Source organism: Muricoccus roseus, assembly GCF_900141905.1.
Taxonomy (GTDB): domain Bacteria; phylum Pseudomonadota; class Alphaproteobacteria; order Acetobacterales; family Acetobacteraceae; genus Roseomonas; species Roseomonas rosea.
Window position 1 is genome coordinate 60,081 of the sequence record NZ_FQZF01000022.1, and the last position, 19,462, is coordinate 79,542.

The 19,462-nt window shown below is 72.5% G+C and carries 19 protein-coding genes and 1 pseudogene; 12 read left to right on the forward strand and 8 right to left on the reverse strand.

Translation table 11 applies throughout. From position 1 onward, the window contains the following. The first annotated feature begins 37 nt into the window (after nucleotides 1–37). On the forward strand, nucleotides 38–805 hold the full coding sequence (locus BUB97_RS17540; protein WP_073137173.1) for a substrate-binding periplasmic protein: 768 nt from the start codon (nucleotides 38–40) through the stop codon (nucleotides 803–805). A 3-nt stretch (nucleotides 806–808) separates the two neighbouring features. On the opposite strand, the gene BUB97_RS17545 is transcribed toward BUB97_RS17540, so the two are convergent. Next, nucleotides 809–1,486: a GntR family transcriptional regulator gene (locus BUB97_RS17545; protein WP_073137113.1), complete on the reverse strand. Its 678-nt coding sequence runs from the start codon at nucleotides 1,484–1,486 to the stop codon at nucleotides 809–811. 94 nt (nucleotides 1,487–1,580) lie between these two features. Between BUB97_RS17545 and BUB97_RS17550 the strand changes: the two genes are divergently transcribed. The 4 genes from BUB97_RS17550 (at nucleotide 1,581) to BUB97_RS17565 (ending at nucleotide 5,455) form a co-directional block, all read left to right on the forward strand. Continuing rightward, nucleotides 1,581–2,804: a CaiB/BaiF CoA transferase family protein gene (locus BUB97_RS17550; protein WP_073137115.1), complete on the forward strand. Its 1,224-nt coding sequence runs from the start codon at nucleotides 1,581–1,583 to the stop codon at nucleotides 2,802–2,804. A gap of 14 nt (nucleotides 2,805–2,818) precedes the next feature. Continuing rightward, nucleotides 2,819–3,634 (forward strand): enoyl-CoA hydratase, encoded by an 816-nt coding sequence (locus tag BUB97_RS17555; protein ID WP_073137117.1) that lies wholly within the window; start codon nucleotides 2,819–2,821, stop codon nucleotides 3,632–3,634. A gap of 71 nt (nucleotides 3,635–3,705) precedes the next feature. Continuing rightward, a complete protein-coding gene (locus tag BUB97_RS17560; protein ID WP_073137119.1) occupies nucleotides 3,706–4,686 on the forward strand; it encodes a Bug family tripartite tricarboxylate transporter substrate binding protein in 981 nt (326 codons plus the stop codon). Nucleotides 4,687–4,690: 4 nt separating this feature from the next. Next, nucleotides 4,691–5,455, forward strand: coding sequence for an SDR family oxidoreductase (locus BUB97_RS17565; RefSeq protein ID WP_073137120.1), 765 nt, complete (start codon nucleotides 4,691–4,693; stop codon nucleotides 5,453–5,455). Between the two features lie 325 nt (nucleotides 5,456–5,780). On the opposite strand, the gene BUB97_RS17570 is transcribed toward BUB97_RS17565, so the two are convergent. Further along, entirely contained in the window at nucleotides 5,781–8,489 is a 2,709-nt protein-coding gene (locus BUB97_RS17570) for a hypothetical protein (RefSeq protein ID WP_073137122.1), read from the reverse strand. Between the two features lie 62 nt (nucleotides 8,490–8,551). Beyond that, complete coding sequence (locus BUB97_RS17575) at nucleotides 8,552–9,271, reverse strand: M48 family metallopeptidase (protein WP_073137124.1); 720 nt, start codon at nucleotides 9,269–9,271, stop codon at nucleotides 8,552–8,554. A gap of 103 nt (nucleotides 9,272–9,374) precedes the next feature. On the opposite strand from BUB97_RS17575, the gene BUB97_RS17580 reads away from it, so the two are divergent. After that, nucleotides 9,375–10,496 (forward strand): acyltransferase family protein, encoded by a 1,122-nt coding sequence (locus BUB97_RS17580; RefSeq protein WP_175562671.1) that lies wholly within the window; start codon nucleotides 9,375–9,377, stop codon nucleotides 10,494–10,496. On the opposite strand, the gene BUB97_RS17585 is transcribed toward BUB97_RS17580, so the two are convergent. From BUB97_RS17585 to BUB97_RS17600, 4 genes and pseudogenes are all read right to left on the reverse strand, one after another. Further along, entirely contained in the window at nucleotides 10,493–11,113 is a 621-nt protein-coding gene (locus BUB97_RS17585; RefSeq protein ID WP_073137127.1) for an aspartate/glutamate racemase family protein, read from the reverse strand. The two genes, BUB97_RS17580 and BUB97_RS17585, sit on opposite strands and share 4 nt — an antisense overlap. Further along, nucleotides 11,110–11,424: a cupin domain-containing protein gene (locus tag BUB97_RS17590; protein WP_073137175.1), complete on the reverse strand. Its 315-nt coding sequence runs from the start codon at nucleotides 11,422–11,424 to the stop codon at nucleotides 11,110–11,112. The genes BUB97_RS17585 and BUB97_RS17590 overlap by 4 nt, the downstream gene beginning before the upstream one ends. A 5-nt stretch (nucleotides 11,425–11,429) precedes the next feature. Further along, a complete protein-coding gene (locus BUB97_RS17595) occupies nucleotides 11,430–12,383 on the reverse strand; it encodes a dihydrodipicolinate synthase family protein (RefSeq protein WP_073137129.1) in 954 nt (317 codons plus the stop codon). A gap of 34 nt (nucleotides 12,384–12,417) precedes the next feature. After that, a pseudogene (locus tag BUB97_RS17600) lies at nucleotides 12,418–12,976 on the reverse strand (YcgN family cysteine cluster protein). Nucleotides 12,977–13,049: 73 nt separating this feature from the next. Between BUB97_RS17600 and BUB97_RS17605 the strand changes: the two are divergent. Both BUB97_RS17605 and BUB97_RS17610 read left to right on the forward strand, forming a co-directional pair. Then, nucleotides 13,050–13,523: an MmcB family DNA repair protein gene (locus BUB97_RS17605; protein ID WP_073137131.1), complete on the forward strand. Its 474-nt coding sequence runs from the start codon at nucleotides 13,050–13,052 to the stop codon at nucleotides 13,521–13,523. A 121-nt stretch (nucleotides 13,524–13,644) separates the two neighbouring features. After that, nucleotides 13,645–14,220, forward strand: coding sequence for a DUF4142 domain-containing protein (locus BUB97_RS17610; RefSeq protein WP_073137133.1), 576 nt, complete (start codon nucleotides 13,645–13,647; stop codon nucleotides 14,218–14,220). Between the two features lie 54 nt (nucleotides 14,221–14,274). Here BUB97_RS17610 and rfaE1 read toward each other — a convergent pair whose 3' ends face one another. Beyond that, nucleotides 14,275–15,729: a D-glycero-beta-D-manno-heptose-7-phosphate kinase gene (rfaE1, locus tag BUB97_RS17615; protein ID WP_456306339.1), complete on the reverse strand. Its 1,455-nt coding sequence runs from the start codon at nucleotides 15,727–15,729 to the stop codon at nucleotides 14,275–14,277. 123 nt (nucleotides 15,730–15,852) lie between these two features. Between rfaE1 and BUB97_RS17620 the strand changes: the two genes are divergently transcribed. From BUB97_RS17620 to BUB97_RS17635, 4 genes are all read left to right on the forward strand, one after another. Continuing rightward, nucleotides 15,853–16,749 (forward strand): hypothetical protein, encoded by an 897-nt coding sequence (locus tag BUB97_RS17620; protein WP_073137137.1) that lies wholly within the window; start codon nucleotides 15,853–15,855, stop codon nucleotides 16,747–16,749. A 62-nt stretch (nucleotides 16,750–16,811) separates the two neighbouring features. Further along, entirely contained in the window at nucleotides 16,812–17,927 is a 1,116-nt protein-coding gene (locus BUB97_RS17625; protein WP_073137139.1) for a hypothetical protein, read from the forward strand. Nucleotides 17,928–17,973: 46 nt separating this feature from the next. Next, nucleotides 17,974–18,729: an ABC transporter ATP-binding protein gene (locus BUB97_RS17630; protein ID WP_086062303.1), complete on the forward strand. Its 756-nt coding sequence runs from the start codon at nucleotides 17,974–17,976 to the stop codon at nucleotides 18,727–18,729. A gap of 8 nt (nucleotides 18,730–18,737) precedes the next feature. Further along, complete coding sequence (locus BUB97_RS17635; RefSeq protein WP_073137143.1) at nucleotides 18,738–19,397, forward strand: GntR family transcriptional regulator; 660 nt, start codon at nucleotides 18,738–18,740, stop codon at nucleotides 19,395–19,397. The last annotated feature ends 65 nt before the right edge of the window (nucleotides 19,398–19,462 follow it).

Consider the following 19,462-nt stretch of genomic DNA (forward strand, 5'->3'; position numbering starts at 1 on the left):
GGGCGGATCGTTTGATGAGGCGTTCTGGCGCCCTGCGGTGGCCCAGAATGTCGCCAGCCCGGGCCGGACGGCGCCGGTTGTGACGCCGGACCGGTCGGCCACCGTGCGCGCCCGGCGGGAACTGCTCGTCTGCACCGCCCCCGACCTTCCCTCCATCTCCTGGCGCAACCACCGAAACGGCGAGTTGGAGGGGCTGGATGCCGACATCGCCCATGCCCTGGCGGCGCGGCTGAGTGTCCGACCGGTCTTCGTGGAAACCGCCCCGGGCGGGGTCATCGACATGGTCGAGCGCGGGGCCTGCGACCTCGGCATGGGCGGGCTCGGCGTCAGCCCGGCCCGTGCGGCGCGGGTCGCCTTCACCACGCCCTTCCTCGCCGGCCCCCTGGCGGCGATCACGCAGCGCGCCCGCAGCCGCGTGGCCGGCTGGACGGGGCTGGACCGGGAGGGCGTGGTGGTGGCCGTCCTGGCCGGATCGGTGGCGGAGGAGGTGATGCGCCAGCATGCGCGCCAGGCCGAGATCCTGCCCGTGCGCCCGCCGATGGTCCCGGAACAGGAGATCAGCGCCGGCCGCGCCGATGTCTTTGTCACGGACTACGCGGATTCCCGCCGCCTGCGGGAGGATGACACCTGGCAGGTGGCTCACGCGCCCCGGAGCCTGGGCCACACGCTCTACGCCTATGCCGTCCCGCGGGGGGACCCGGCCTGGCTGGCGGAGGTGAACGGCTTCCTCGCCCAGGTGAAGGCGGACGGAACCCTGCCCCGCGCCGCTCAGCGCTGGGGGCTGCGGGAGATGGTGGTAAACTGACCCTCAGCCCTGGCCGAGGGATTCCAGCCAGCGGCGCTTCCCGCCGCCGGCCACATGCGCCTCCCCCAGCGCGCGGGCACGGGCGGGATCTCCCTCGGCCACGGCCGCGAGCATGGCGGCGTGCTCGGCATTGCTCTCCCGCATCCGCTCGGGGCGGGAGAGGGAGCGCTGGCGGGCCAGGTGGCTCTCCTTCAGCAGAGAGCCGTAGAGGGTCGCGGCCCGGCGATGGCCGGCCGCCTCGTGCAGCGCGTCATGGAAGTCCAGGTTGCGGGCGTAATAGGCCGCCGCGTCGCCGGCCCCGGCATCCGCCTCCATCGCCGCCACCTGGGCCTGCAACCGCTCAAGCACCGCCGGCGCCAGGGTGCCGGCCGCCCGCCGCTCCGCCAGCCGGGCCAGGATGAAGCCCTGGAGCAGCGCGCGCATGTCATAGAGCTCGGCCATCTCCTCCGGCTCCAGCCGGCGCACGCTCATGCCCTGGCCGGCAGGGCCGGCCGTGACCAGACCATCCCGCTCCAGCCCGCGCAGCGCCTCGCGCAGCGGCCCGCGGGAGAGGCCGAGCCGGGCCGCGAGGGCGACCTCGTTCAGCCGGCTGCCCGGGGCCAGCTCGCCGGAGAGGATCAGTCGCTCCAGCTCCGCCCGGGCGCGCTCCGGCAGGGGAAGCTGCGTGGGAAGAGTGTCCATGGAGTTCAGGGCATCACGGCTGCGCGCAACCTGTCAACAGCCTGTTGACAGATAGGCCAGCTCTCCGCAGCCTGGGGCCGACGGAGGATTTGCCATGCTCGACGCCCCGAACCCCGCCACCCCCGGCGGCACGGACGCCGGGGGCGCGGGGGCGCTCTCGCGCTTCACCGTGCTCGACCTCACCCGTGTCCGTTCCGGCCCGACCTGCGTGCGCCAGCTCGCGGATTGGGGCGCCAAGGTCATCAAGATCGAGATGCCGGAAGGGCTCGACCAGGGCGACCCGATGGGCGGCCCGCGCGGCGGGCCGGACTTCCAGAACCTGCACCGCAACAAGCGCGGCCTGACGCTGAACCTGAAGTCGCCCGAGGGCGTGGCCATCCTGAAGAAGCTCGCCGCCCAGGCCGATGTGGTGGTGGAGAACTTCCGCCCGGATGTGAAGGACCGCCTCGGCATCGGCTACAAGGACCTCTCGGCGGTGAACCCTCGCCTGGTCTACGCCTCGATCTCAGGCTTCGGGCAGGACGGCCCCTATGCCGGCCGCCCCGGCTTCGACCAGATCGCGCAGGGCATGGGCGGGCTGATGTCCATCACCGGCCTGCCGGGGCAGGGCCCCGTGCGCGTCGGCATTCCCATAGCCGATCTCTGCGCCGGGCTGTTCGCGGCGCAGGGCATCATGGTCGCGCTGCTGGAGCGCGAGGTGAGCGGGAAGGGGCAATGGGTGCAGACCTCGCTGCTCCAGGCCCAGGCCTTTATGCTGGACTTCCAGGCCGCGCGCTGGCTGCAGGCCGGCGAGGTGCCGAAGCAGGCCGGCAACAACCACCCGACCTCCATCCCGACCGGTGTCTTCAAGACCAGGGACGGCCACATCAACATCGCCGCCACCGGCAACGCCATCTGGAAGCGCTTCGCCATCGCCGCCGGCGCGCCGGAATGGCTGGAGGACCCGCGCTTCAAGGATGCCGGCTCCCGCTCCGACAATCGCGACGCGCTGAACGCGCTGATCGACGCCAAGATCGCGGAACGGACGAGCGAGGAATGGGTCACGGCGCTGAACGAGGCCGGCGTGCCGGCGGGGCCGATCTACTCCATCGACCAGATGTTCGCCGACCCGCAGGTGAAGCATCTCGGCATCGCCGCCGAACTGAACGAGGGGGGGAAGGCGCAGACCTATGTCGCGCAGCCCATCGTGCTCTCGCGCACGCCCAGCCGCATCGCCAGCCACCCGCCCGCCATCGGCGAGCACTCGGCCGAGGTGCTGCGCGATGCCGGCTACACGGATGACGACATCGCGGGCTTCCAGTCCCGCCAGGTGATCTAGGACACAGCAAGCAGATGCCCGACGCGCTTCCCCCGCCGAACCCGGCGCTTGGCACCGACAAGATGCTCTCCCGCAAGGAGGGCGGCGTCGGCTGGATGATCTTCAACAACCCCGAGCGCCACAATGCCGTCTCCATGGAGATGTGGGTGGCGGCGGAGCGGATCCTGGCCGACTTCGCCGCTGATCCCGAGGTGCGGGTGGTGGTCGTCACTGGCGCGGGCGGTAAGGCCTTCGTCTCCGGCGCCGACATCTCGAAGTTCGAGAGCGAGCGCGGCAGCAAGGAGGCGGTGGACGCCTATCAGGCGCAGACCGCGAAGGTCTACGAGGCGCTCTCGGACTTCCCCAAGCCGACCATCGCCGCCATCCGCGGCCATTGCATCGGCGGCGGTAGCGCGCTCGCGGTGTGCTGCGATCTGCGGATCTGCACGGAGAAGTCCTCCTTCGGCATCCCGGCCGCGAAGCTCGGCCTGGGCTATCCGCTCCCCGGCATCCGGCGCCTGGTGCAACTCGTCGGCCCCTCCTTCGCGAAGGAGCTGTTCTTTACCGCCAAGCGCTTCTCGGCCGAGGATGCGCGCATCATGGGGCTGGTGAACCGCGTGGTGGCCGATGACGCGCTGGACGCCACGATCGAGGATTACGCGAGCACCATTGCCGGCAACGCGCCGCTCACCGTCGGTTCGGTGAAGGCCATCGTGGCCGAGGCGCTGAAGGCGCAGCCCGACGAGGCGCTGTGCAACCGCCTCGTGCTCGAATGCTTCGCGAGCGAGGACTACGTCGAAGGCCGCCGCGCCTTCATGGAGAAGCGGCCGCCGCAGTTCAAAGGCCGCTAATTCGGTTTGAACGGTCCCCCGAGAGACCCGCGACAGACGGGCCCGGGGGTGCCGATGGAGGAGGAAGTCCGATGATCGACCGTCGCGCCCTGCTGGGCGCCGGGCTGGGAGGCTGCGCGCTTTCCCTCCCGGCGCTCCATGCCCAGGCCCAGGACAACTGGCCCAGCAAGCCCATCCGCATCGTGGTCGGCTTCGCCGCCGGCGGGGCCACCGATATCAGCACGCGGGTGATGCAGCCCAAGCTCTCCGCCCTGCTCGGCCAGCCCGTCGTCATCGACAACCGGCCCGGCGCGGGCGGCAACATCGCCACCGACGTGGTCGTGCATGCGGCGGCGGATGGCTACACCTTCCTGATGGGCACGATCGGCGCGCTGGCGATCAATCCCACCCTCTACGGCAACCTCTCCTTCGATCCGCAGAGGGACCTCGTGCCCGTGTCCATGGCGGGCAATGTGCTGAACGTGCTGGTGGTGCCGGCGGACCGGCCCTGGCGCAGCGTGGCCGACCTGATCGCCGCGGCGAAGGCGCGGCCGGACACGATCACCTATGGCTCCTCCGGCGTGGGCGGGGCGGGGCATCTGGCCGGGGCACTGCTGGACCAGATGGCAGGGTTGAAGACCGTCCATGTGCCCTATCGCGGCGGTGGGCCCCTGATGACGGACCTGATCGGCGGAAAGGTGGACTATGCGTTCTCCACCGCGCCCACCGCCCTGCCGCAGGTGCAGAGCGGCAAGCTGCGCCTACTGGCGGTGCCCACCGCGCAGCGCATCCGCGCCAACCCCGATGTGCCCACCGTGGCCGAGACCCTGCCGGGCTATGAGGTGCAGAACTGGTACGCACTGGTCGGACCCAAGGGGCTTGCCCCCGCCGTGGTGGCGCGCATGAACGCCGCCCTGCGCGAAGCCCTGGCCGACCCGGCGGTGGCGGGCGCCCTGGAAGGGCAGGGGGTGGAGCCCATGCCGACCTCGCCGGAGGACCTCGCCCGCTTCATCCGGGAGGAGACGGTAAAATGGGCGCCGATCGTGCGCGCCACCGGGGCGAAGGCGGAGTAGGCGCATGGATCTGGGCATGACGGGCCGCCGCGCCCTGGTGATCGGCGGTTCCTCCGGAATCGGCCTGGCCACGGCGGCGCTGCTGGCGCGGGAGGGCGCGGCGGTCACCATCGCGGCGCGGAATGCGGCGCGGCTTGAGGAAGCGGCGCGCGAGACCGGGACGGAGGCGGTGGCTTGCGACCAGTCCGACCCCGCTTCGGTCGCGGCGCTGGTGCGGCATCTCGGCGACGGGCCGCTGCATGCGCTGGTCTGCGCCGCCGGCGGCAGCCGCCGCAGCGCCTTTGCCAATTTGCCGGACGAGGCCTGGCTGGAGAATTACGAGTTCAACATCCTCGGCACGGTGCGCGCCATCCGTGCCCTGCTGCCGGCGCTGAGACTGGCGGGTGATGCCCGGGTGGTGCTGCTCGGCGCCGTCTCGGCGCGCCAGCCCACGGCGCATCAGGTCGTCTCGAATGTCCACAAGGCCGGGGTGCTGGCCCTGGCGAAGACCCTGGCCCTGGAACTGGCGCCGGAGGGCATCGCCGTGAACAGCGTCTCGCCCGGCCGCGCGCTCACGCCCCTCTGGCAGAGCCGCGCCGCGCAGATGGCGCGGGATGAAGGCATCACGGAAGCCGAGGTGCTGTCGCGCGTCGCCGCGGATATCCCGATGGGCCGGCTGGGCACGGCGGCGGAGGTGGCGTCCATGGTTGCCTTCCTGGCCGCACCTGCCGCGGCCTATATCACGGGCCAGGCGATCGCTGTGGATGGCGGGCTGCAACGGGGCGTCTGAGGTGCAACCTACTGGGGTTGATCTGAAGCTGTTGGTCAGTCCCGGGGAGAGGAAGAAGGAATTCTTCCTCTCCCCGGACCCCTCACCTTCTTCTTTTTCTTCAAGTTTGGAATCACGGGGCTGACGGTGCGCCTGAGGTCGAGGACCTCAGGCGACTGCAAAGGCCGAACAAGCGCCCTTCAACAAGAGACCCCTTCGATCCGGGGTATCCACGGCAGTCAGACGGGGTTCCAAGGGCCTCAGGCCCTTGGCGGGTGAGGGCGGAGCCCTCCTGAAACCCCGAAACCGGCGCCAGGACCTCCGCAACACGGGATGAAGGGCCTGTTCAGGCCCGCGCGTTCAGCGCCAGCGCCGTGAGCTTTGCCGGATCGAGCCCGGTGGTCCGCACACCCCCCAATGCGCCGCCGCCGAGCAGGGCGATGAGGCTTGCCAGCTCCTGCATCTCGGGCGAGGCGGCGCCTGCGGTCTGGCTGCTTCCGACCGTGCCGGCGAAGAGGCTGGTCAGGTCCAGCGTGTTCGCGGCGCTCGCCGTTCCCGTGCTGGCGCGATAGGCGCCAACCGCGGCGACCAGCGCCTGGGCCGAGAGGCTGGGGCTCGCCGGGCCAACCGCGCTGGAGAGTTTGGGGGACGAGGCGCTGTCGTAGATGGCGGCATCGCGCACGATCCGCTCGAAGCCGCTCTCCATCGCGTCCTCGGTCCGCAGGGCGGAGAGGGCGTTGATCGAGCGGGTTCCGGTGGCGCGGGCGGTGATCTCGGTCGCCGGGCTCTCGGTGATGCGGCCATCCGTGCCGGTCCGGCGGGCGGAAACCATCACATCCTGCGCGCTGCCCTCGGGCCCTGCCATGAAGATGAGGGCGGCGAACTCCTCGCCGGTGAACTCGCTGCGGCCCGTCACGTCCACGCCGTTCAGCAGCAGCTTGCCGTCGCCGCCGCCGCCCGGGTCGCGCCGCACGGCGACGCGGTAGGTCATGCCCTCCTCGAACACGGCGCCGCCGCCGCCGAACAGCGTGTTCATGGAGAAGAGGTCGCCCGCCTTCGCCGTGAAGTCGCCGGCGGCGGAAAGCCTTGGTGCCGCCTGGCTGCCCAGCGGCGCGTAGACGGCGGCGTCCTGCGCGATGCGCGCGAAGGCATCCTCCGGTGCGCCGCGGAGGGCGGGCAGGGCGTTGACCGAGCGCTCGCCCGTGCTGCGTGCGGTGATCTGCACGGCACGGCTGTCCACCGTCATTCCCGCGGAGTCCTTGCTCCGCGCGACGACGAGGAGATCCTGCGCGCTGCCCAGGGCGCCCGCCACGAATTGGAGCGAGCGGAACTCCTCCACGGTGAAGTCCACCCGCCGGGTCACGTCCTCTCCGTCCAGCAGCAGCCGCGCGCCGGAGGCCGCGTCCTCCGCGCGCAGCGCGACGCGGTAGCCGCTCACCTCCACGCTGGCGCTGTAGGGGGAGGTGAAGAGGTCCCGCAGGGCGTAGGCGTCCCCCTCCGCGGCCGTGAAGTTGCCCGCGGTGGTCAGGCCCGGTGCCACCTGGCGGCCCATCGGCGTGTACAGGGCCGCTTCCGAGGCCAGCTTCATGAAGTCGGCATCGCTCGCCGCGGGGTCGATCGGGGTCCGCAGCGCCTCGGCCGTGTTGAGGGAACGCTGGCCGGTCACCTCGGCACGGATCAGGGCCGGGCGGCTGTCGGCGATGCCGGTCAGGCCCCCGGCCCCGTCCTCGGTGCCCGCGCGGGCCACCACCAGAATGTCCTGCGCGCCGCCTTCCGGGCCGGCCACATATTGCAGGGCGAGGAATTCGATGGGCGAGAACTCTGTGCGCCCCGTCACATCCTCCCCGTTCAGCAGCAGCCTTCCCCCGGCGGGCCCCTCGGGATCGTCGCGCAGGGCGACGCGGAACAGCGCGGCTTCCTTGGTGCCGCTGGTGGGGAAGAGGTCGCGCAGCGAGAGGCTGTCGCCGGCCTTCACCGTGATGTCGCCGGCCGTCGAAAGGCCCGGGGCGGTCCGGCTGCCCAGCGGTGCGAAGATGGCGGCATCCTGCGCGAGCTTGAGGAAATCCGCGTCGTCATCGGCCGGGTCCACCGCGGTGCGCAGGGCGGGGGCGGCATTGGCGGAGCGCAGGCCGGTGACGGCGGCTGTGATGGCCGTCGCGGGGCTGTCGACGATGCTGGTCCAGCGGCCATCCTCGGCCCGGGTGCCGGCCCGGGCGACGACCAGGATGTCCTGCGCGCTGCCCCGGGGCCCGGCCACGAATTGCAGGTTGATGAACTCCTCCGGCGTGAAGTCGATCCGGCGGCTCACATCCTCCCCGTTCAGCAGGAGCTTCCCGCCCGGCGCCGACGCATCCGTGCGGAGGGCGACGCGGTAAAGCGCGGCCTCGGTCTTGCCGGAGGTGGTGAACAGGTCATGCAGGGCGACCGTGTCGCCCTCCTTCAGGGTGATGTTGCCGCTGCTGGAGAGGGCCGGCGCCGTGCGGCTGCCGAAGGCGGCGAAGACGGCGGCATCCTGGGCAAGGGCGACGAAATCCGCATCCGCATCCGCGTCGCCCGCCCCGGGCTCGGTCCGAAGCGCCGCCGCGGCCTGGAGGGAACGCGTGCCCGTGACCAGGGCGGTGATCTGCACGGGGTCGCTGTCGGCGATCCCGGTCCAGCTTCCATCCGCCTGCCGGGTGCCCTTGCGGGCTACCGCCACGAGCTCCTGCGCGCTGCCCTCGGCGCCGGCGACGTATTGCAGCTCGTTGTAGTCCAGCGGGTCGAAATCCGTCCGGCCCGTCACGTCAACGCCGCGCAGCACCAGCCGCCCGTCGCCATCCCCCCGCAGCGCCACGCGCATGAGCGCGGCATCGGGCGAGCCGAACAATTCGCGGACGGAGTAGCTGTCCCCCGCGCGCGCGGTGAAGGCGCCGGAGGGCAGGGGCACCCGGATATCGACGATGTCGGCGCGCGTGCCGCTGCCGCCCGTCGTCGTGGCCGAGGACGGGGCGGCGGCATAGCCGCTGGGGATGCTGGTGTAGAAGGCGGCCGAGCCGCCGCTGATGGCGCTGGACAAGGGGGCGGCCTCCACGAAGCCGCCCGTAGCCTTAGCGCCCGGATTCCTAACGGAGGGTGAAGCTAGCCCACGCGCAGCAGGGTCGGGCCGTGGCGGCGCAGCCAGTCCTGCGCGGCCTCCCGGTGCGGGGTCAGCCGGGACACATGCGCCCAGAAGCGGTCGGAATGGTTCAGCTCCCGCAGATGCGCCACCTCATGCGCGACCACGTAGTCCAGCACCCAGTCCGGGGCCATCACCAGCCGCCAGGAGAAGGCGAGCGTTCCGTCCGGCGCGCAGCTTCCCCAGCGCGAGCGCGTGTCCTTCAGCGTGATGCGGCGGATCCGCACGCCCAGCGCGGCCGCATGGCCGGCGGCCAGCACGCCGATGCGGCGCTTTCCCTCCGCCCTGAGGAAATCGCCCACGCGTCGGGTCAGGAAGGCCTTGTCCCCGGCCACCACGATCTCGCCATTCCAGAGGATGGCCGGACCGCGCGCCGTGGGGTCGTGGCGGATGACATGGGGCACCCCGCCCAGCGGCACGCTCTCCCCCTCCAGCAGCGGCACGGCCGGCGCCAGGCTGCTCAGCCGTTCCTTGACCCAGGTCGCATGCGTGTTCAGCAGCGCCATCCCGGCGCGGCGGCTCGAGCGCGGGGGCAGGGTCACCACCACTTCCCCGGCGCGCGGGTCGATGCGGAGCGAGACGCGGCGTGCCCGGGTGGAGCGGTTCCAGCGCACCGGAGTCGGCGTCGGAAGGGCCAACGGATGGGCGCGGAGGGGGACGCTCTCGGTCTCGTTCTGTTCCATGATCGGGAGAATGGACCTTCCCGGGGGTCCGGTTCAACGGCTTGACAAGACCGGGCGAGGGCATGTGGAAGATGCGGTGCAAAAAGAAAGGAAATTCAGGAACTTGAGCCAAACTCCTCACAGGATCGCCTTTGCCCATGGCCTGCGGGGCATGGCCGCGCTCTCGGTCCTGCTGAGCCACTACACCGAGCATTTCTGGAACCAGCGCGCCGTCGCGGCGGCCTTCCTGGCAGCACCCCAATGGGAAGGCGCCGCACCGGGCCTCGTGGCCCTGCACGCCTGGCTGCCGCCCGGCTTCGCCGGCCATTTCGGCGTGGCCCTGTTCTTCCTGGTCAGCGGCTTCGTCATCCCCTTCTCCCTGCTCGGCCGGGGCAGGGCGGGCTTCGCGGCCGGGAGGGTCCTCCGGATCTGGCCGACCTACGCGGCAGGGCTGGGCATCACGATACTGGCGGTCTGGGCCTGCGCCCGGCATTTCGGCAACCCGGTGCCCTTCGGCGCGGCCCAGTGGGTGGCCCAGATGCTTTTCATCCGCGACCTGCTCGGCATGCCTTCGATCGACGGCATCGTCTGGACCCTCGAGATCGAGCTGCGCTTCTACCTGCTCTGCCTCGTCATCGCCCCGGCGCTGCGGGCGGGGCAGGTGCGGCCGCTGCTGGCAACCGGGCTGGTGCTGACCGGCCTTTCCGCCGTGATGGGCGCCCTGCCGCTGCCCCTGGCCTGGAGGGCCGGGCTGGGGGAGCTGGCGCTGAGCGGCCAGATGATCACCTTCATGCTGCTGGGCTGCGTCTTCGGCGCCCGGCATCGCGGCACGGCCGGGGCAGGGGCCTGCCTGGCGACCGGCGCCGTGCTGCTGCTGCTCTTCGGCCTGCAATGGGCGGGCGGGGTGATGGCCGCGCAGACCGGGCCGGGGCTGGTGGCCTATGGGGCGGCGCTGGCCGTCTTCGCCCTGCTTTTCGCGCAGCGGGAGGCGATCCGGAGGGTTCCGCCCGTGCTCGATGCGCTCGCCCGGATCAGCTACCCGCTCTATGTCGTGCACGGCGTGGCCGGATACGCGGTGATCCGCCTGATGCTGGAGGCCGGGGCGCCGCCCCTCGCCGCCATCCTCCTCGCCACTTCCCTGGCCCTGGCCACCGCGACGCTGCTGCACCGGGTGGTGGAGCTGCCTACCCAGCGTCTGGGCCGGCGGCTGTCCCGGCGCCTCCCGGGGCCAGGCGGAGAGGCTTAGCGGCCCAGCGCGGCCAGGGCGGCGCGCAGCCCGGCCGCCGGGCTGGTCAGAACCTCGCCCCGCACCCGTCCCGCCGCTCCGGCCATGGAGGCCTGCGCCAGCGCCACCCGGTCGGCGCCTCTGGCCAGGGCCTCCTCGGCGGCCTCGGCGACCAGGGCGTGGTAGTGCCCGGTATCGCCCGCCCTGAAGGCGTCCCAGGCGCCGGCGACCGCCCGCAGCGCGATCGTCGCGCCGGTCCTGCGTGCGGCCGCGTCGAAGAGTTGTCCCGTGGCTTCGCGCGTCGTGGGCGCAGCATAGAGCACCACCACGCAACCGCTCCCAGCCACGACCTCCCGCGCCAGGGCTGCATCCGCGCGCAACACCGGCACGGGGAGGCGGGCCTCCTCGGCCACGGGGCCGAGGGTGGAGCAGGTCAGGAGGACGACGCCGGCGCCTTGGGCCGCGTCCCGCAGGGCGGCGGCCGTCCGCTCGGCGACGGCGGGGGGCAGGCCCCCCGCGGCCTCGGCCGCCTCCAGCAGCTCCGGGCGGATGAGGTGGCGGAGCTCCACAGCTGGCCGCTCCAGCGCCGCGTCGAAGAGTGGCGCGTTGCTGGCGGCCGTGTGGAGCAGCCCGATCACCCCGGATGCGCCTTGAACTCGATCTCGACGAAGGAGAAGGGCTCGGTCCCGGCATTGACCACGTTGTGCTCCGCCCCCGGCGGGCGGGTGTAGGAGACGCCGGCCTTGATGCTGGCCTCCCGCGTCGCGCCGCCGGGCTCCTCCAGCAGCATGGTCCCATCGGTCACGGGGACGACGAGATAGGCCCAGCCATGGCGGTGCCAGCCAGTCTCGGCGCCGGGCGGGAAGTCCCAGCGGGTGACGCGGGCGGTGTCGTCATCGGCCTGGACCGTGGCGACGGCGGGAATGCGGCAGCGGAGGGGTTCGGACATGGTGCTCACGCCTCGGCCGAGGCAAGCATCATGCCGGCTTCCTCCAGCCCCGGCAGGGGGAGCGCGCCCGTGGCCTGCCAGGCGGCCCAGACCCGATCCGCCTCCTCGGCGCTCAGGCGGGTATGCGGCGGGCGGATGTGGCGCCAGCCCTCATCCCCCGTGCTGCGGGCGATCACCTCCCGCAGGCCAGGGATCAGCGGCACGGTGGCCGCGGCGGCGCGGCAGGTGTTCATCATGGCCTGGGCCGCATCGGCCTCCGGCCCCGTCCGCTTCGCGTAGACGATCTGGGCGAAGCGGCAGGAGAGGTTGGTGGCCGCGGTGATGCAGCCGGCCGCGCCCAGGCCCAGCATGCGTTGGAAGAGGCTGTCGCCCCCCGGATAGACCTCGAAGCCGCGGGACGCGAAGGCCTTGATATAAGCCTCGGTCTGCGCCGCATCGCCCGTGCTGTCCTTCAGGCCGCGCACCACGCCCGGGAAGGCCTCGATCAGCCGCCCCACCAGCCCCACCGTCAGCGGCACGGCCGACTGGGCGGGGAAGTGATAGAGATAGACCGCGAGCCCGCCGCCGATCCGCTCGATCACCTCCGCGTAATAGGCGAAGAGACCGTCCTCGCTGGGGTTCTTGTAATAAAAGGGCGGCAGCACCAGCACGCCGGGGCAGCCGATGTCGCGCGCGTGGCGCGAAAGCTCCACCGTATCCGTGATGTTGGGCAGGCCCGTCCCGGGCATCAGCCGCGTCACCGGCACGTCGTGCCGGGCCAGCTCCTCCAGGATGGTGCGGCGCTCCTGCAGGCCGAAGGAATTGGCCTCGCCCGTGGTGCCGAGCACGCCCAGGTTGTCGCAGCCATTCGCCAGCAGCCACTTGGCGAAGTTCGCCGTGCGCCGGTGGTCCGGCGAGAGATCGGCATGCACCGCCGTGATCAGCGCCGCATTCACCCCGGCGTAAAGCGCACCCGTCATCCGGCTTTCCTCTGCTTTGTCTTCACGATGGTCTTCATCGGCGGCTTCCCCGCGGCCGCCGCCGGGGCCACGCCCGGGGCCGGCGTGGGAGCCGCCACCGGGGCCGCTGCCGCGCGCGTGGCCTGGCCAGCCTTGCGGGACCCGGGCGGCCAACGGCCCGGCCAGGTGACCACATGGTCCTCCAGCGCCCCGGCCTCGCGCTCCGAAATCGCGCGGCCGCGCACCGAGATGCCGGCGCGGTGGACGCTCTCGGGGTCCCCGCTCACCAGCGGGTGCCAGTCCGGCAGGTCTCCCCCGCGGGCCAGGATGTGGTAGGCGCAGGTTGGCGGCAGCCAGTCGAGCGCGGCCAGCATCCGGGGCTTCAACTGCACGCAGTCCGGCACATGGTCGCGCCGGTTGGCGTAGTCGCGGCAGCCGCATCCCTGGGTGTCCAGCATGCGGCAGGCGACATTGGTGAAATGGATCTCCTCCGTGTCCTCGTCGCGGATCTTGTGCAGGCAGCAGCGGCCGCAGCCGTCGCACAGCGCTTCCCATTCGGCCCGGCTCATCGCCGAGAGGGACTTCCGCTTCCAGAAGGGGAGGGGATCGGACACGCCGTCCTCCTACACCCTGGGCGGACCGAACGGGAAGCTTGACCTGCCCCGGCACCTGGGGCGAAACGGGAACATGCCGCTGGACCTGAGCATTCCCGAGCGCACGGCGACCACCTGCCGGGCCGCCATGCGCTTCTGCGCGCGCAACCGCTGGGCGCCGCTCGCCGAGATGCCCATCCCCTGCGGGCGCCGGCTGGACATCATGGCGCTGACGCCGGAAGGCTGCCTCTTCGCCATCGAGGTGAAGTCCGGCCCGCGCGACTTCCTCTCGGACAGCAAGTGGCACGAGTACCGGGACTGGTGCGACCGGCTCTACTTCGCCGTGGATTGCGACTTCCCGCAGGAGCTGATCCCCGAGGAGATCGGGCTGATCGTCAGCGATGGCTTCGATGCCGTGATGGTGCGGGACACGGAGCACCGGGCCCTGGCCGGGGCGCGGCGCAAGTCGCTCATGCACCGCTATGCCGTGCTCGCCGCCGGGCGGCTGGCCGCGGCCTGCGACCCGGTGGGCGCACAGGAGATGCGCGCCGCGCTGCTCTGCGAATAGGCCGGTTTTTCAAGCCCCGCCTCCTGGCCCTTTGATCATGCCGCGGGACGGAACCGGCCTTCCGCCCGGCCGTTCTTCCACGGCGCCCACCCCCCGGGGCGCCTTCTGGGAGAAGCCTCACATGCAACGCCGTTCCATCCCGCTCGCCCTCGCGGGTGCCGCCCTCGTGCCCGTCATGGCCCAGGCCCAGGGCCAGTCCCAGGGCAACAGCGCCAACACCCGTGCCCCCGGTCCCGGCGCCACGCCGCAGGCGGCCACCCCGCCGGCCAATCTTGCCGGCACGCCGCCGGAGCAGCTCGCCAAGATGACGCATGACGCCGGCGCCTTCTCCCTCGCCACCGCACGCATGGGCGTGGAGAAGGCTTCCAACGCCGAGGTGAAGCGCTTCGCCAATTTTGAAGTGCGGGAGCAGGAAGGCGTCGCCCAGGCCATGAAGCTGGCCGGCCACAACTTCCCCGAGCCGCAGTTCGGCGGGCAGAAGTACCAGACCATGCAGCGCCTGCAGTCCGTGAGCGGCGAGGAGTTCGACCGCCTGTTCCTGCAGGTGCAGGAGCAAGGCCACCAGGAGCTGCTGAACCTGACGACGGCCATCGCCGGCAGCCAGGCGCCCGTACCGGACAAGATCACCGCGCTGCTGGCCAGCGACCGGATTCGCGAGCACCTGATCGATATCGGGACGCTGCAGGGACGCCGCTGAGGCCCGACGCCGATGCTGGGCCCGGGGGCGTGGCGGCCGTCCGGCCGCCGCGCCTCAGCGGCTCAGATCGGCGGCGCTGATGGCGCGCGGGGGCAGCAGCTCGGCCAGCCGCACCACCCCGCCCCATTCCTGCACCATGACGCTGCCCACCACCTGGTCCATCCGGTGGTCGGCGCCCTTCACCAGCACATCGGGGCGGATCGCCTCGATCGCCGCCGCGCAATCATCCTCGTCGAAGAAGGTCACGAGATCGACCGACGGAAGGGAGGCGAGCACGGCGGCTCGGGCCGCCTCCGCCTGCATCGGGCGGGCAGGGCCCTTCACGCGGCGCACGGAGGCATCCGTCTGCACGCCTACGATCAGCCGGTCGCACCAGCGCCGCGCCTGCTCCAGCAGGTGGATGTGGCCGGGGTGAAGAAGGTCGAAATGCCCGTCGGTGAAGCCGACGCGCCAGCCCCGGCGGCGCCAGCGCTCCGCCAGCTCGGCCGCGCGGGTGCGCGAGACGATCTTGCGGAGCGTGCCGTGCTCGCCGCTGAGCGCCTCCAGCATGTCCGTGTCGCGCGCCACGGCGGTGCCGAGCTTGCCCACCACCAGCCCGGCAGCCACGTTGGAGAGCCGTGCGGCGACGGGCAGGGGCAGCCCCGCGGCCAGCCCCGCCGCCACCACCGCCACCACCGTGTCTCCAGCGCCGGAGATATCGACCACCTCCGCCGCCTCGGCGGGGAAGTGATGGACGGTGTCATTCTCGAGCAGCGTCATGCCGTCACGCCCGCGCGTCACCAGCACGGCGGCGATCTGGTGTCGATCCCGCAGGGCGCGGGCCGCGGCGAGCAGGGCGGGCTCGCTCTCGACGCTCATGCCCGCGGCCCGGCGCAGCTCCGCCCGGTTCGGCACGACGAGGTCCGCCCCGGCATAGAGGGAGAAGTCCTCCCCCTTCGGATCGACCACCACCTTCCGCCCGGCGGCGCGCGCCGCGGCGATCAGCCGCTCCGGCACGTCGCCCACCAGCACGCCCTTCCGGTAGTCGGAGAGGACCATCACCTTGGTCGCCGCCACCGTATCCTGGGCGATGCGCACCAGCCGGTCCGCGAGGCGCGGATGGATGGGCTGCGCCACCTCCTGATCGGCGCGGAGCAGTTGCTGGCCTGAGGCGATGAAGCGGGTCTTGGTGGTGGTGGTGCGGCCGCCCTGCACCAGCAGCCAGGGCTCCACCCCCGGCTGCCCGCCGATCAGCCCGGTGAGGTCGGAGCCGGCCTGGTCGTCCCCCACCACGGAGAGGAAGGCGACCGAGGTGCCGAGGGCGGTGAGGTTGCGCACCACGTTGCCGGCGCCGCCGGGCATCGCCACCTCGCGCTCCACGCTCAGCACGGGCACCGGGGCTTCGGGCGAGATGCGGTTCACATGGCCATAGACGGTGCGGTCCAGCATCGCGTCGCCGACCACGAGGACCGAGGCGCGCCGGAGGGCTCGCACGGCCTCCGCCAGGTCGGCGGAGGACATGGGCGGAATGGGGGTATCGGGCGCGGGGCCGGTCATCCATCCCGGCGTAGCCCGCCGCCGGGGCGGGTGGCAACCGGGCGATGTCTCCGGTGACCAAGCGTTAACGCACTCCGGGGCAGAATCGGTTCCGAGATGATCCCGGTTACGCATCCGGCCCATGAGGGGCCGCCGCCCCTCGGGGCCCTGCTGTTCCGGCCCGGCCCAGGCCTGGCGCCGGAAGCCCATCGCGTCGCGCGCGCCCTGATGGAGGATGCCGCGCGCAACCGGGGCGGCCGCGTTTCGCCCGAGGAGGGCGGGACCTGGCGGCTGGTCGCCGCTCCGCCCGCGCTGGACATGGCGCGCAGGACCCTTTCCGCGGTGCTGCATGGCCGCGACGCCGCGCTGGTGACCGAGGCCCTGGCCAGCCCGGCCCCCGAGAAGCCGGAGAACAGCGGGCCCGAGGCCCTGCTTCGTGCCCTTCCGGTCGAATCCCTGCTGGAACGCCGCGCCATCCTCGGCTTCGGGCCGGGTGGCATGCCGCGCCCCGCGGGCTGGCGCGTCCTGCCCTCGCGGAAGGCGATCGCGTCGGCGCTCGGCAAGGCCTGGGAGGGCGAGCCCTGGCAGGCACATGGCTGGGCGGTCGTTGCCCGGCGCGCGGCGGAACGCGCCGCGCCGGAGGACGCTCCGCTGCATCTCGACCTGCTGCCGGAGGCTCTGGCAACGACAGCGCCGAATTTGCTCCCGGTGCTGCCGCCCCGTGCCCTGGCGCGGCCGCCCGCCATGCCCTTCGCCGTGGATGGGCCGGGTCTGGCGGCACTGGAGATGATCGACCCGGCGAATCTGCCGGGCCTCGCGCTCCACTTGGCCCATGACCCCGCGCTGGAAGCGCTGCCCGCCGATTTCTGGCGCGCTCTCGGCCCCGCGCGGGTGGTGCTGGAGGGGGTGGCGGACCGCGCCGCCCTGGAATGGGGGCTGGCGCAAGGCTTCGCCCGCTTCACCGGCCCGCAGGCCGACAGGCTGCTCGCCGCGCTCCGGCAGAGGCCGCGGTGAGGCTGGAGCCTCCGCCACAAGGTCTTTCGCCCCGTCCGCCCCTGGGCGCCGACCCGCCGCCGTTGACCGGCCCCGACGGCGGGGCGGCGGATCTGGCCGCGCTGGTGCGGCGCTGCCTCGCCTCCGGCTCGGTGCGGGACGTTCTGTGGCTGCGCCTCTCCTGTCTCCCGAAGGGCCTGGACCGGCCGCATCATCGCCGCCTGCTGCGGGAGGCGCTGGCCCTGCCGCAGCATGCCCGGCGCGCCCGGGTGTTCCATCTGCCGGATGGCGACATGGCGGTCGCGACCGCGCCGCCCGACACGCTGCGCCCGGCCGTGCTGCGCGTGCTGGATGGCGCGGTGGAGGAAGCGAATCTCGGCCGGGTGATCCGCGCCCTGCGCCTGCCCGAGGAATCGGGCGCCTTGCTGGCCGGGCTGGAGGAGAGCCTGGGCCTCGCCCCGCGCCCGGAAGCCGGTGACCTGACCCACCCGCCCCTGGAGGCCGAGGCGCTGGTCGCCATCCTTCCCACCCTGCCGCGCGCCGACCCCGCGCCTTATCTGCGCCGCCAGCCGATCCTCCGCCTGACGCCGGAGGGAGAATCGGGCGTGGTGGCCCAGTCCATCGCGCCGATGCCTGCCGCCCTGCGCGACCGCCTGCTGCCTGGGTGGGGGCTGGATGAGGTGCCCGCCCTGGCGGCCCATCTGCGCCTCTCGCTCGAGACGCGGATGCTGGCCGGGGTCGCCCGGCCGGACTGGCTGGCCGCACCCCGTCCGCTGCATCTCTCCCTCTCCGTCGCCGCCTTGACCTCGGAGGCTTTCCTGACCCTGGACGGGCGGCTGCCGGGCGCGGTGCGGCCGATGCTCACCCTGGCGGTCCCGGCGGCGGAGATCCTGGCTGATCCGGCCGGCTTCGCCCTGGGCCGGGACCTGGCGGTGAGCCGTGGCTACGGCTTGGCGCTGGAGGCGCCGGGCGGCGCGGCGCTGGCCCTGTTGCCCCCGTGGAGAGTCGGGGCGGGCCTGTTGCGCCTGGCCTGGTCCGATGCCCTGCCCGCCGATCCCGGGCCGGTGCTGGCGGCGCGGCGGGCGGGGCTGGCGGTGGTGCTGACCGGGGCGGACCGGACCGCCGCCATCGCCTGGGGCTGGGAGCACGGCATCACCCTGTTCCAGGGCCGCGCGACCGACCGGCACCTGCGGAACTGAGAACCCCGTCCTGGCGGGGCGCCGCGCGGCGTCCTATGCCATGCCCATGCGCCATGCACCTGATCCTGCTGCCCCGGCCATCGCGGCCGAGGGCCTGACGAAGCGCTACGGCGAGGTGGTGGCGGTGGATTCCCTCAGCTTCACCCTGCCGCGCGGCGCGACCTTCGGGCTGCTGGGCGGCAATGGGGCGGGCAAGAGCACCACGATCGCCATGCTGCTCGGCCTGCTGATCCCCAGCGCGGGCAGCGCGCGGGTGCTGGGGCATGACATGGCGCGGGACCGTTTCGCCGCCTTGGCGCGGGCCAATTTCTCCTCCCCCTACATCGCCCTGCCGCATCGGCTGAGCGTGCGGGAGAACCTGAAGGTCTATGCCCATCTCTATGACGTGCCGGAGCCGCGGGCGCGGATCGCGGAACTGGCCGAGCAGCTCTCCCTGGACGATCTGCTGGACCGCCCGGCCGGCGAGCTCTCGGCGGGGCAGAAGACGCGGGTGGCGCTGGCGAAGTCGCTGATCAACCGCCCTGACGTGCTGCTGCTGGACGAACCCACGGCGAGCCTGGACCCCGACACGGCGGATTGGGTGCGGAGCTGGCTCGAGCGGTACCGGGCGGAGAGCGGCTGCGCCATCCTCCTCGCATCCCACAACATGGCGGAGGTGGAGCGGCTCTGCGGCCATGTGCTGATGCTGAAGAGGGGGCGGCTGGTCGATAGCGGCGCGCCCGCCGAGCTGCTGGAGCGCTATGGCCGCGATGACCTGGAGGAGGTGTTCCTGGACATCGCCCGCGGGCGCCGGACGGGGTAGGGGAGGGCATGGTGACGAAGACGCCCAGGCCCAGCCGCTCCTCCGGTTCCGAGGCATACGACCTGTTGCTGGAGGCGATCGACAGCGGCGCGCTTCCCGCCGGCACGCGCCTGCGCGAGGCGGAGCTGGCCGAGCGCTTCCGCATCAGCCGCACGCCGGTGCGGGAGGCGCTGAAGCGGCTGGAGGCCCAGGGGCTGGTGCTGCACGAGCCGCATCACGGCGCCGTGGTGGCCAGCCTGGACTACGGCCAGATGGCCGAACTCTACCACATGCGCGAGGTGCTGGAGGGCACGGCCGCCGGCTTGGCCGCCACCCATGCCACTGCCACGGAGGTGGAGATCCTGCGCGAGATGGTGGAGCGTGACCGGGGCCTGCTGGCCGACCCGGCGGCGCTGGCCGCCACCAACCGGGCCTTCCACCGGCAGATCCGCCTTTCCGCCCGCAACCGCTTCCTGAACGCCACGCTGGAGAACATGCGGATCTCGCTGGCGCTGCTGGCCGGCACCACCCTGGCCGTGCCCAAGCGCGGCGCGGAATCGGTGGAGGAGCATGCCGCCATCATGGCCGCCATTGAGGCGCGTGACGCGGCGGGGGCCGAGGCCGCGGCGCGGCGGCACATCCGCAATGCATTCAAGGTGAGGATCGGGCTGGAGCACGGGGGCGGCTGATCTCGGGGCCGCCCCGGGGCGCTTCCACCACAGGGCCGTATCGGCGGCGAATGGAACGCCGCTTG

Excerpts from the sequence above, each read along its gene's own strand:
- BUB97_RS17545 (WP_073137113.1), bottom strand. The coding sequence starts at position 1,486 with ATGGACACTCTTCCCACGCAGCTTCCCCTGCCGGAGCGCGCCCGGGCG.
- BUB97_RS17590 (WP_073137175.1), bottom strand. The coding sequence starts at position 11,424 with ATGTCCGAACCCCTCCGCTGCCGCATTCCCGCCGTCGCCACGGTCCAG.
- BUB97_RS17560 (WP_073137119.1), top strand. The coding sequence starts at position 3,706 with ATGATCGACCGTCGCGCCCTGCTGGGCGCCGGGCTGGGAGGCTGCGCG.
- BUB97_RS17575 (WP_073137124.1), bottom strand. The coding sequence starts at position 9,271 with ATGGAACAGAACGAGACCGAGAGCGTCCCCCTCCGCGCCCATCCGTTG.
- BUB97_RS17605 (WP_073137131.1), top strand. The coding sequence starts at position 13,050 with ATGCCGCTGGACCTGAGCATTCCCGAGCGCACGGCGACCACCTGCCGG.
- BUB97_RS17550 (WP_073137115.1), top strand. The coding sequence starts at position 1,581 with ATGCTCGACGCCCCGAACCCCGCCACCCCCGGCGGCACGGACGCCGGG.
- BUB97_RS17620 (WP_073137137.1), top strand. The coding sequence starts at position 15,853 with ATGATCCCGGTTACGCATCCGGCCCATGAGGGGCCGCCGCCCCTCGGG.
- BUB97_RS17610 (WP_073137133.1), top strand. The coding sequence starts at position 13,645 with ATGCAACGCCGTTCCATCCCGCTCGCCCTCGCGGGTGCCGCCCTCGTG.
- BUB97_RS17630 (WP_086062303.1), top strand. The coding sequence starts at position 17,974 with ATGCGCCATGCACCTGATCCTGCTGCCCCGGCCATCGCGGCCGAGGGC.
- BUB97_RS17565 (WP_073137120.1), top strand. The coding sequence starts at position 4,691 with ATGGATCTGGGCATGACGGGCCGCCGCGCCCTGGTGATCGGCGGTTCC.
- BUB97_RS17555 (WP_073137117.1), top strand. The coding sequence starts at position 2,819 with ATGCCCGACGCGCTTCCCCCGCCGAACCCGGCGCTTGGCACCGACAAG.
- BUB97_RS17635 (WP_073137143.1), top strand. The coding sequence starts at position 18,738 with ATGGTGACGAAGACGCCCAGGCCCAGCCGCTCCTCCGGTTCCGAGGCA.
- BUB97_RS17595 (WP_073137129.1), bottom strand. The coding sequence starts at position 12,383 with ATGACGGGTGCGCTTTACGCCGGGGTGAATGCGGCGCTGATCACGGCG.